The organism is Ruegeria sp. AH12 (assembly GCF_056541465.1).
Genome location: NZ_JBQFYL010000019.1, coordinates 20,628 through 32,529, shown reverse-complemented (window position 1 = coordinate 32,529; position 11,902 = coordinate 20,628). Strand labels below are relative to the sequence as shown.

Below are 11,902 nucleotides of genomic sequence, written 5' to 3'. Positions count from 1 at the left end.
ATCAGACGATGCGATCCGTCAAGCGGGGGACAGCCCCCGCAGACGTTCCGAACGGCGGCGCAGCAGTTCGACCGTGGTCAGCAGCGCGATGGATAGCACCACTAGGATCGTGGCGACCGCCAGGATGGTCGGGCTGATCTGTTCGCGCAGGCCGGTGAACATCTGCCAGGGCAGGGTTTTCTGGCTGGCGGAACCCACGAACAGGACCACCACAACCTCGTCAAACGAGGTGATGAAGGCGAACAGCCCGCCCGAGATCACGCCCGGCAGGATCAGCGGCATCTGGATCTTGAAGAAGGTCCGCACCGGCCCTGCACCCATATTCGCCGCTGCGCGAGTCAACGAGCGGTCAAAGCCCACCAGCGTTGCGGTCACGGTGATGATGACAAAAGGAATGCCAAGCACGGCGTGGGCAAGGATGACTTTCAGATAGCCCACAAAGTTTTTGTTCATGCCCAGCGTGCCTTCCAGAAAGCGGCCAATGTCGCTGTAAAAGAAGAACATGCCTGTGGCCGAGATGATCAGCGGCACGATCATGGGGGAAATCAGGATACCCATGATGGCGCGTCGTCCCGGCACGTGGGATTGGCTGAGACCGATGGCAGCCAACGTGCCCAGTGTAACCGACAGAACCGTCGCAATCGGCGCGATGATCAGTGAGTTCTTGAAGCTGCGCTGCCATTCATTGTTGGTGAAGAAATCGCGGTAATGCTTGAGCGAATACCCCTCGGGGTCGAGCCGCAGCATTTCCGGCGTGAAGGTAAAGAAGTCCTGTGCATTGAACGACAGCGGCAGAACCACCAGGATGGGTGTGATCAGGAAGACGAAGATCGCGCCGCAGATCACGCGGAACAGGTAGTGGTAAAACACCTGTTTCGCGGTCAGGTAAGGCAGCAATTTCTGGCGATAGCGGCCTTCATAAAGCCAATAGGTGAACCAGGCAAAAAACCACCCGCCCAACAGGCCCAGGACACCGCCAAGGGGTCCGGCAAGCAGGAACCCTCCGATCCCGAAGCCCAGGATGTTGATCCAGCGGGCCAGCTGCTCGTTCTTCAGAACGGTGATGTAGACAAAGGCCAGCGCGGCGATCAGGACGGCGCCGATCAAAATGCCGAGAAAGATTGATCCGTTGCCTGCGCCGACAAAGACGCCGGCAAAGGCCCCGGCCAATGCCACGCTGGGCAGGACCATTGAAAGCGGTTTGCGGGATATCGGAGTAAGTGCGGCCATCTTGATTATCCCAGCTTCACGTTATCAATGCCTACGATCTTGTCGTAGCACCAGTAGAGCAGCAGCACGACCGCCAGAAGGATCGTTCCCAATGCCGCGGCCAGTCCCCAGTTGAGCGAGGATGAGATGTGGTAAGCGATCCGGTTCGAGATGAACACGCCCTTGGTGCCGCCCACGATTTCCGGCGTGATGTAGTAGCCAATGGCCAAAATGAACACGAGGATCGAGCCCGCACCGATGCCCGGAATGGATTGCGGGAAATAGATGCGCCAGAAGGTTGTCCAGTTCGTCGCGCCCATAGATTTCGCCGCGCGGGTGTAAGAGTGCGGGATCGTTTGCATCACCGAGTACATTGGCAGGATCATGAACGGCAGCAGGATATGCGTCATCGCGATGATCGTGCCGATCTGGTTGTTAATTATCACCAACCGTGCATCGTCAGCCACAAGTCCAAGCCAGACAAGGGTTTCGTTGATGACCCCCTGTTGCTGCAGCATGACCTTCCACGCCGAGGTTCGCACCAGAAGCGACGTCCAGAACGGCAGGAGAACCAGGATCATCAATATGTTTGAGACACGCATCGGCAAGGTCGCCAGCAAGTAGCTGACCGGGTAGGCAAGCAGAATGCAGGCCCCGGTAATCACCAGCGACATAAACAGCGTTCGGCCGAACAGCTTGATCAGGATCTGCTTGTCTTCGGGCTGGGCTTGCGCGCCCTCGGGCGTGCGGCGCATATCGACCGCATTCAAGAAATAGCCATTTGTCACCGCAGGCGAGTGGGTTTTGATGACCGCCCAGGTGTTGGGCTCGCCCCAGCCGTCGTGGATTTCAATGACCTGATCCTTGAACGGCCCGTCTGTTTCGGGGTCCAGCTTTTTGATCTGACGACCGGACCGGCGGAACATCGAAGACATGCCTGTTTCTTCGTAGTTCAGACGCGAGCCCAGACGGGTATGCGTTTTGTTGTCGATGGCGACAACCATGTCGCGGACAAAGGCGTCATAGACGGCCTCATCCGGCAATTCGCCGGATTTTTCATCCCAGTCGCCCAAGGCCTGGACCGTCAGCGGCAGGGTTTCGGCGACAATGCTGTTTTCGACCGAACGGAACAGCATCGAGGCGATAGGAACGATGAAGGAGAACATAACAAACAGAAGCAGCGGGGCGATCAGCATCAAAGCCCTGAGCTTTTGCCGCCGCAATGACCGCGCCAGTGACTGTTTCAGCGGCGTACCGTCTGCAGCCAGCATTGGCCCTGCGTTTTCGCTTGCGTCCGTCATCATTGTACCCTGTTTTGTCTTGGTCTGGGGGCGGCGCACCGCCCCCGACGATCTTATGACGTCAAGCCCGGCTTATTGCGCCAGCCACGCCTGGAATTTGGCGTCGATGTCATCACGGTAGTCGGCCCAGAACTCGTAGTTATAGAGGAACGTGTTCTTGGCGTTGTTGGGATCGGTCGGCATATGCGGTGCCATGTCGATACCCAGATCGGCATGCTGACCAACCAGCGGCGCCGAAGAGGCACGGGCAGGGCCATACGAGATGTACTTAGCCTGATCCGCCAGACGCTGTGTGTCGGTTGCGAACATGATGTAGTCCAGCGCCTGCTGCTGACGCTCTTCGCTCAGACCGGCAGGAATGATCCAGCCGTCCAGATCGAACACCTGCGCGTCCCACAGCATGGCTACGGGCTGGTTCTGCTCTTCTATGACGCTGAACAGACGACCGTTATAGGTGGAGCCCATTATAACTTCGCCATCAGCCAGCAGCTGCGGCGTGTCGGCTCCGGCAGACCACCAGACAACGCTGTCCTTGATGGTGTCCAGCTTCGCCAGCGCCTGGTTCTGACCTTCTTCAGTGGCCAGCACGTCGTAAACATCGTCCTTGGCGACGCCGTCACAGATCAGAGCCCACTCCATGTTGTTGATCGGGCGCTTTTCCAGCGAGCGCTTACCCGGATAGGTTTCCAGATCGAACACGGCGCAGACGTCCGTCGGCGGAGTGTCGCCAACCAGGTCGGTGCGATAGCCGAAGGTCGTCGAGTAAACGATCTGCGGGATAAAGCAGTCGCTGACCAGCAGGTCACCGAAGTCTTCCGAAGCAGGTGTGCCATCGGGTGCCGGTGCCAGCATCGTGTCGGGGTCGATTTCCAGTGCCAGGCCTTCGTCGCACAGGCGGATCGCGTCAGCGGCAACCACGTCCACCACATCCCATGTGATGTTGCCCGCTTCGTTCATGGCGCGCAGTTTCGCGACCGCTTCGGCCGAGCTGTCATCATTCAGGATGGTGACGCCGGTCTTTTCCGAATAGGGCTCGTGATACGCTTTCAGCTGAGACTTCGAATAAGCACCGCCCCACGAGACGATTGTCATCTCTTGAGCCGAAACGGCACCAGCAGCCGTCGCAAGCGCGGCCACCGTCAGTAGTGTCTTTGTCGGTTTCATATGATACTCCCAGTAAGTCCCGTTTGTTGTAGTGTCAGCTGGCGCACGGGTTTTCGCCAGCCGGTCCCTCGGTGAAACCGCGCTTGTACTGCGCGGTTTGGTCTATGCGTCAAGCGCACGACAATCCTTAGCCAGCCAACCGATGTCGATCTCCTGGCCGGGTTGCAGACGAACGGCGTCGGGTGCGTTGCGTGTCTTGACGATGAACTCGTCATTCCCGGCGACCGACATGCGGAACCGGAACACATCGCCCATATAGATGAATTCCTTGACCGTCGCCTTCAGCGTATGCGCATCGGCATGCAGACGGTCCTTGTTGAATTCGACGCGTTCGGGCCGGATCGACACTTTGGTTCGATCACCCGGAGCATGCACGTTGATCGGAACGGCATCAATCTCGGACCCGTCATCCAATTGCACAAGGCAGGTATCGCCGTCGATTGATTTTACCACGCCTTCCAGCGTGTTGTTCTCACCGATGAATTGCGCAACGAAGCTGTTTTCGGGTTCCTCATACAGCTGATCCGGCGGGGCCAGCTGCTGAATGCGGCCATCATCGAACACTGCGACGCGGTCGGACATAGTCAGCGCTTCGGTCTGGTCGTGGGTCACGTAAACGGTCGTGATGCCCAGCTCATGCGCAAGGCGGGTGATTTCGAACTGCATATGCTCGCGCAGCTGTTTGTCCAACGCGCCAAGCGGTTCGTCCATCAAGACCAGCTCGGGCTCAAATACCAGCGCACGCGCCAGCGCGATCCGCTGTTGCTGACCACCTGACAGTTGCGCCGGGCGGCGGCCGCCAAAGGCCCCCATCTGAACCATATCCAGCGCGCGTTTGACCTTTTCCTCACGCTCGGACTTGCCCAGCTTGCGCACTTCAAGCGGGAACGAGAGGTTCTCGGCCACGGTCATATGCGGGAACAGGGCGTAGTTCTGAAAGACCATGCCGATGCCACGCTTGTGGGGCGGAATGTTGTTGATGGGCTTTCCGTCCAGAAGAATTTCACCATGGGTGGCGGTTTCAAACCCGGCCAGCATCATCAGACAGGTTGTCTTGCCCGAGCCCGAGGGGCCCAGCATGGTCAGAAATTCACCTTTTGGCATGGCGAGGTTAAGATCTTTGACGACGAGGTTTTCGCCATCATAAGATTTTTGAACGCGTTGGAATTCGACAAACGCGGCGTCGTTCATAGATTCGGTCACAAGACCCCCTGTAGCGTCAAATGATTATCCGCGTTTTGCGAATTTCATTGATCTGTCTGAGCGATTTAAGACCAAGGCGGTTACGTAATGCAACAGCAAATCTTGGATTGAATAACCGCGATCAAAAAATGTTAGTTTCACGAACAATTTGATCAAAAATTGTTGCGCTGGCGAACAATTTCAACACTCGGTGAGTCAAATACTGCTTGTTGTGTCAGCCGTTTAGGGACTGCTCGCGTTCAACCTTATTGTTCTCTCTAAATGTTGTTTTCTGAATGCAGTTGGTGTTGTTCCAGTTTGATCCCGAAAAGCGCGGTTGAACGGGCCGAGTGAAGAAAAGCCGACATCAAAAGCGATGCTGAGCACGGTGCGGGCCTCCATTTCTGGTTCGGTCAGTAGTTTTTGTGCCTCGGTGATGCGGAACGTGTTGACGTAGCTGGGAAAGTTCCGGTGGCCCATGCCCTGATTGATCGCGGCCCGGATGCGATGCTCTGGCGTGTGCAGATGCGCCGCAAGCTGGGTCACGGTCAGCCCCTCGTGACGCCACAAACCTTGCTCCATGGCTTGTTGAATGCGATGTGCCAAAGCTGCTTGGGTCGGGTTGGCCGGTGCGTTTTCCGAAGCGCCGCTTGGCGCGGTGCGCAAGATATCCGGGCGCAAATGCACCGACCAAACAAGAAACGCCGCCGCTGACAGGAATATGGCGCCCGCTTGCAGGGCAAACAGCCCGCGCGGCATTGTGCGGTCCAGTTGCAGGATCTCAACGGCGGTGATGACGCTGGCAAGGCCCAGAACCCAGACCAAGAACCACCGCCGGAATCGGCGGCGCTGCGCGATCAGGTCATTCGCGTCCCCGCGTATCACCACACTGAGCATGTGAAAAAGCAGTACAAGCGCAGCGATGCCACGCAGTGCTGCGATCCAGATGTGCAGATGTGCCAACCAGGCCGAAGCGACAACGAACACGGCAAGGCTGATCTGCCAAGGCCTTACATCCACTTGATCCTGAAACAGTTCCAGCGCAGCCCAATACAGCAGAACTGGTACCAGTGATGCCGCCCAGATCAGCACGGTCTGTGCCATCGGGTGCAGTGGGATATCTGGTGTGGATACGATCAGGTAAGGGCAAAGGCACAAGCAGAGCGTTGCCACAGAAAGGTTTTTTCTGTTCACGCTACCGCAGAGGAAAATACAGGCGCATAAAACAAGGGCGCCGAGGGCGGCACCTCTGAGAAAGATATCAATCAGCGCAAGATCGGGCATTCTGATCCCAACAGAACGGGCGTTTCTTGCTTGGGTCAACGGTCTGGGCTGGTCGATTTCAAAAAACCCTAGCCGATTCTTAAGAAAACCCGCCGGTCTTCGAAATCGACAGGTCATGTGCAGTGGCGCGTGCCAAGCCTTCGCTCGTACCCATTCAGACGACGGAGCCCATTATGCTGACCTTTTCGAACATCATGACCCTTTATGCCGAGGTGTTTGGTGCAGACCTTCTGCGCTATGTCATCGGTGCTGGCGGCACTTATCTGCTGATCAATATCCTGCTGTCACGCCGCTTAAATCGACAGAAGATCAGGCCCACGGACCCACCAAAGGGACAAATCAGGCGCGAAGTATTGGCCAGCTTGCGCACGGTTCTGATCTTTGCGGCTGCCGGGACGTCGATCGCGTTGGGCGCTCGGGCTGGTTTGATGACAGTCTATCCCGAGGTCGCAGATCTCGGGTGGTGGTATTTTCTGTTCAGCGTGGCCGCGCTGATCATCCTGCATGACGCGTGGTTTTACTGGAGCCATCGCCTGCTGCACCATCCGCCCCTGTTCCGGCGGTTTCACCGGTTGCATCACAGGTCGCATCAGCCGACGCCTTTCACCTCGTACAGTTTTGACGTGGGCGAGGCTGTCGTGAACGCGATCTACCTTCCGCTTGTGTTGATCATATTGCCCGCGCATCCCATCGCCTTGTTCATCTTTGTGACCCATATGATGCTGCGAAACGCGCTGGGGCATTGCGGGGTTGAGGTGTTTCCGGCCCGGCCCGACGGGCGGCCTGTTTTTGGCTGGATGACCACCGTCACGCATCACGATCTGCACCACGCTCATGCGCGGTACAATCTGGGCCTGTATTTCTCATGGTGGGATCGGTTCATGAAAACCGAGCATCCGCAATATCATGAGAGTTACGCCCAAACAGCGCCGCGCCTGTCGCGGGTTCGGCTGGGCATGGTTGGTCTAGTCGTTGCGCTGATTGCGGGTTTCATGGCCAACCGGGCGCAAGCGTTTGATCTGAGCGGCAGCTATGCCTCGCCGGGTTTGGGCGTGGTGGTTCGGTTTGAAGACTGCCCATCAGATAAGGCCGCGACCTGTGGTCGGTTGCTTTGGGTCTGGGATCAGGCCGATACGCCGCATGCGCGGATCGGTGATCTGATCCTGACCAGTTTGAAGTTCAACAGTGATGTTTGGGAGGGTCAGTTGCGCGACCCGGAAACCGGACGTGTGTATCGGGGAACGATTCAAAGCGCCTCGGCCGTCAGCCTGAAGCTGCGAGGCTGCGCGGGGATCTTCTGCGCCAGTCAGACATGGCACTCGACGCGACATCTTCAAAGTGTATTGGGTCGCCTCGACCCCTGACCTGAGCCTTGATTAGCTGTCTTTTGGGGTGAAGTCCTGAGACACCGGCCCGCGATATTTTTCCATCAGCTCATCTGGAACTTCGGTCCCATCGACCAGAAACGGCAGAATGCCCCGGCGCAGCGAGCGACCGCGCATCGCATCCAGATCGGCGTCGGACCGGGTGACCCGCTGCGCCATGCGCCGCCCCCATGTCGCCAGCAAGCCATACAGGCGGTCGATCTGATCTGTGTGGCTGTGTGTTTTGGCCAAGTCGTTGAACTCGTCCGGATCGTTTTGCAGATCGAATAGCATCGGGCGGAAGCCGCCTTCGGCATGGATCATCTTGAAACGTCCGTCAAAGACCATGAACAACCGCGCGTCCGGGTTCGAAAGCCCAAGCGCCTGACGCATCGGTGTAAGGCAATAGTCATATTCGCTGATCACAAAGTCGCGCCAGTCAGGTGTTTCCCTACGCACCCACGGCATCAGGCTGCGGCCTTCGAGGATATGGCCTGCCGGTTCCCCACCTGCGACCTCAAGAAAGGTGGGGGCCAGATCAATCTGTTCGACCAGCGCATCACATGTGGTGCCGCGCGTTCCGTCTGCTTCGGGACGCGGATCGTAGAGGATCAGAGGCACTTTCACGGATTGCTCATGGAACAGATCCTTCTCACCCAGCCAGTGATCGCCCAGATAGTCGCCGTGATCCGATGTCAGCACGATCATCGTGTTCTGCATCTGGCCCGTGGCTTCTAGGTGGTCCAGCAGACGGCCAAGGTGATCGTCGCATTGCTTGATCAAACCCATATAGGCCGGGATGACCTTTTGCCGGGTCTCTTCCTTCTGAAAGGCTGCGGCGATCTTGTTGTTCATGAACGCGGCGTAGACGGGATGGGGGTCGTCCCGCTCGACCTTGGCCCGCTTGGCCGGTGGCACATGGGCCGGGCCGTACATGTCGTGATAGGGGGCGGGTACGATATAGGGCCAATGCGGTTTGATATAGCTGACATGGGCGCACCAGGGCCCCTTGGCCTGATCAATGAAGTCAATCGCCCGGTCCGTCAGCCAGGGGGTTTCGCTGTCTTCCTCGCGGATATTGGCGGCTTTGTCGGCGTTTTGGAACAGCCAGCCGCTGGCGATCTCACCATCTTCGACCCCAGCATTGGCATGATTGGCCCAGGGGTTTTGGGCCTCATAGCCTTTGGATTTGAGATAGTCGTTATAGGGCGCGGGTTTTTCGTCATAGAACCCGTCGGGCCCTTCGGCCCAAAGCCCGTCATCGCGGACCCAGACGTCAAATCCGCATTCAGCCTGCCGTGCGCCAATGATGCTGTCGGGCGACAAGCCCAAACGCGCCATTCCGGCAGCGTCGGCTTTCATATGGGTCTTGCCGATCAGCCAACACCCCATACCCGCGCCCCTTAAGTGATCGCCCAGCGTGACCTCGCCGACGCGCAACGGATACCCGTTCCATTGCGCACCATGGGAGGAGGCGTAGCGCCCGGTGTAACAGCTCATCCGGCTGGCCCCGCAGATCGGCGATTGCACATATGTGTTGTTGAAACGCACGCCCATCCGTGCAACCCGGTCAAAGTTCGGCGTGTCCAGATGAGGGTGTCCGGCGCAGCTGAGATAGTCGAACCGCAGCTGGTCATACATGATGAACAGGATATTCATGGCAGCCTTCAATGATCCTCTCCTTAAACCCTGCCAGATCAGGGGGCTGGTCTTTGCAATGAGGGGTGATAAGCGGGTTATCAGATGATCCTGGCCTGGTCAGTCGAATAATTTTCCCATTTCATGGATTTCTGGATTTACCTGCAACGCCTTCTTCGGCCAAGTTGGCCGCGACAGGAACGCCATCGATGTCGGAGTGACGCGTGCGTTTCACAGGACGGATCGAAGGAAAAGCCTGAGATGACAGAACGGAACGGTGGCGTTGTGCTGGTGGAATGCTTGCAGGCGCTGGGCGCCCAGCACAGTTTTGGTGTGCCGGGTGAAAGCTATCTGGCGGTGCTGGATGCGCTGCATGATACCGGCAGCGCGCGGGCCGGGGCCAATGGTGCGCTGGATTTCACCCTGTGCCGGAACGAGGGTGGCGCGGCCTTTATGGCAGCAGCATATGGCAAACTGACTGGACAGCCCGGTATCTGTTTCGTCACACGCGGCCCGGGAGCGACCAATGCGTCGATCGGGGTACATACGGCGATGCAGGACAGTGCGCCGATGATCCTGTTTGTGGGTCAGGTGGGCACGGACATGAAAGGGCGCGAAGCGTTTCAGGAGATCGACTATCGCGCCTATTTCGGGACCGTCGCCAAATGGGTGACCGAGATCGAGGCGGTAGATCGTATCCCAGAGATCATCGCCCGCGCCTGGACCACCGCCATCTCGGGCCGTCCGGGTCCGGTCGTCGTTGCTTTGCCAGAGGATATGCTGACTGCCGTCACCGATGTGCCCGCGCTGTCAGGCCCGGCGGTCGTACATGAGCCCGGCCCGACGGCCGAGGCCATCGCGGGTGTGATCTCGGCCCTGTCAGGTGCGGATCGCCCGTTGATCCTGATTGGCGGCGGGGGTTGGCGCGCCGAGGGCAGCGCGGCCTTGCAGCGATTTGCCGAAAACTCCGACATTCCCGTTGTGGCCGCGTTCCGGTTTCAAGACCTGTTCGACAACCATTCCCCCAGCTATGTCGGCGATGCTGGAACCGGTATGACACCGGCGACGCGGGCGCAGATACAGGGCGCGGATGTGATCCTGGCCATTGGTGTGCGGTTCGGAGAGATGACGACCGAAGGCTACACTCTGCTGAACGTACCAAAACCAGAGCAGAAACTGATCCATGTCCACGCCTCGGACCGAGAGCTTGGCAAAGTCTACATTCCCTATCTGGGTATTCAATCCGGTCCGAATGCCTTTGCGATCGCCCTGTCCCAGCATGTGGTCAGCGGAGGCTGGGCAGACTGGAGCGCGCAGGCGCGGTCAGACTATGAGGCGGGTTTCGACCTGCCCGACCTGCCCAGCCCGGTGGATATGGGCAAGGTCTCGGCCTATTTGCGGGATCGCCTGCCCGGTGATGCAATCCTGACCAATGGCGCAGGGAACTTCACCGTCTGGCCGAACAAGTTTTTCAAATACGGCCCTCAACAACGCCTGTTGGCCCCGCAATCCGGTGCGATGGGATATGGCCTGCCCGCAGCCGTTGCCGCCAAAGTGGCGCATCCAGAGCGAACCGTTGTTTGCTTTGCCGGGGACGGGGATTTTCAGATGAATTGTCAGGAGCTTGGGACCGCCATGCAGGCAGGTGCGCAACCCATCGTGCTGATCCTGAACAATGGCACCTATGGCACCATTCGAATGCACCAGGAAAAAACCTATCCCGCCCGCGTTTCAGGGACCACGCTGGAAAACCCCGATTTCGCAGCACTCGCCCGGTCTTATGGCTATCACGCCGAACGGGTCGAACGAACCGAGGATTTCGAGGCCGCGTTCGAAAGGGCGCTGGCGTCAGATAAAGGGGCTGTTCTGGACCTGAACATCTCAGCCGAAGCGCTGACCCCAAGGCAGACCCTCAGCCAGATGCGTGATGGGGCGCAGAAGGCGGGGTCGTAGGGCAGGAATTAAACAGTCCAAAGAATTCGACGTTGATATTTACTTAAGATATCTAGTTAGTACAACGAAGCTTAGTGTGTTCAAAGAGACGCTGCGCTTGTCGGTCAGTTCAGTGCAAATGGAGCAACTACATGCGTTTAAACCAAGGCCATCTAAAAGGTGCAAAACTTTTCGCGGACCGTTTTGATCTTATAACAAGCCTTGCTGGTCAAGGACCATTCACGCAGGTATGCGAAGTTGGCGTTGCGAAAGGTACATTTTCGAACCATCTGATAGCACTTCTAAATCCCGAAGTTTTCATCGCCATCGATGTGTTTGAGATGCACAAAGCTTCAGAATTCTGGGGAAAGACTGCTAACGAGCATTTTTTTGGCCGCACACATCGTGAATTCTACGAGATCGCAATAGAAAGAGTTGCGGCCGCGAAATCCACCAAAGTCGAAATCAAAGAGGGGCTAAGTTGGGATTGCCTGAGTTCTATTCCTGAGAATTCGCTTGACTTAATCTATCTTGATGCAGATCACGCCTACCATGCAATCAAACGAGACATAGCTGCCGCAAAAAACGCTATTCGTCCTGGTGGGGTTATAGTTTTTAACGATTACACTACATACGACCCTATTGCCGAACAAGAGTATGGCGTTGTGGCTGCCGCAAACGAGTTCATTGTTGAAAACAACTGCAGTGTTTTGGGCTTTGCTCTTCAATCTCAGATGTTTTGCGATCTAGCAATTCAAGTATCAAAATAACAGATTGACGAACCCTTTTCTATCCGCCGTTACGTTGACGAAAGCCGCCGTCCGGTTC

At 57.4% G+C, this 11,902-nt stretch carries 9 protein-coding genes; 3 read left to right on the top strand and 6 right to left on the bottom strand.

What is annotated here, in order from left to right:
- Positions 1 to 18: 18 nt before the first annotated feature.
- The 5 genes from ACR0EL_RS19465 to ACR0EL_RS19445 all read right to left on the bottom strand — a co-directional run bounded on the left by ACR0EL_RS19465 (position 19) and on the right by ACR0EL_RS19445 (position 6,029).
- On the bottom strand, positions 19 to 1,230 hold the full coding sequence (locus ACR0EL_RS19465) for an ABC transporter permease (protein WP_480501679.1): 1,212 nt from the start codon (positions 1,228 to 1,230) through the stop codon (positions 19 to 21).
- A gap of 5 nt (positions 1,231 to 1,235) precedes the next feature.
- Entirely contained in the window at positions 1,236 to 2,510 is a 1,275-nt protein-coding gene (locus tag ACR0EL_RS19460; protein ID WP_480501678.1) for an ABC transporter permease, read from the bottom strand.
- A 72-nt stretch (positions 2,511 to 2,582) separates the two neighbouring features.
- On the bottom strand, positions 2,583 to 3,674 hold the full coding sequence (locus ACR0EL_RS19455) for an extracellular solute-binding protein (protein ID WP_353013876.1): 1,092 nt from the start codon (positions 3,672 to 3,674) through the stop codon (positions 2,583 to 2,585).
- A gap of 102 nt (positions 3,675 to 3,776) precedes the next feature.
- Entirely contained in the window at positions 3,777 to 4,865 is a 1,089-nt protein-coding gene (locus ACR0EL_RS19450) for an ABC transporter ATP-binding protein (RefSeq protein WP_480501716.1), read from the bottom strand.
- Between the two features lie 234 nt (positions 4,866 to 5,099).
- Positions 5,100 to 6,029 carry a helix-turn-helix domain-containing protein gene (locus ACR0EL_RS19445; protein ID WP_480501677.1) on the bottom strand — a complete coding sequence of 310 codons (930 nt, stop codon included), beginning with the start codon at positions 6,027 to 6,029 and terminating at the stop codon, positions 5,100 to 5,102.
- Between the two features lie 284 nt (positions 6,030 to 6,313).
- Here ACR0EL_RS19445 and ACR0EL_RS19440 point away from each other — a divergent pair, with 284 nt between their 5' ends.
- Complete coding sequence (locus tag ACR0EL_RS19440) at positions 6,314 to 7,504, top strand: sterol desaturase family protein (RefSeq protein ID WP_480501676.1); 1,191 nt, start codon at positions 6,314 to 6,316, stop codon at positions 7,502 to 7,504.
- A gap of 12 nt (positions 7,505 to 7,516) precedes the next feature.
- On the opposite strand, the gene ACR0EL_RS19435 is transcribed toward ACR0EL_RS19440, so the two are convergent.
- On the bottom strand, positions 7,517 to 9,163 hold the full coding sequence (locus tag ACR0EL_RS19435; RefSeq protein WP_480501714.1) for a sulfatase-like hydrolase/transferase: 1,647 nt from the start codon (positions 9,161 to 9,163) through the stop codon (positions 7,517 to 7,519).
- A gap of 240 nt (positions 9,164 to 9,403) precedes the next feature.
- On the opposite strand from ACR0EL_RS19435, the gene ACR0EL_RS19430 reads away from it, so the two are divergent.
- A complete protein-coding gene (locus ACR0EL_RS19430) occupies positions 9,404 to 11,095 on the top strand; it encodes a thiamine pyrophosphate-binding protein (RefSeq protein ID WP_480501675.1) in 1,692 nt (563 codons plus the stop codon).
- Positions 11,096 to 11,226: 131 nt separating this feature from the next.
- Positions 11,227 to 11,844: a class I SAM-dependent methyltransferase gene (locus ACR0EL_RS19425; protein ID WP_480501674.1), complete on the top strand. Its 618-nt coding sequence runs from the start codon at positions 11,227 to 11,229 to the stop codon at positions 11,842 to 11,844.
- The last annotated feature ends 58 nt before the right edge of the window (positions 11,845 to 11,902 follow it).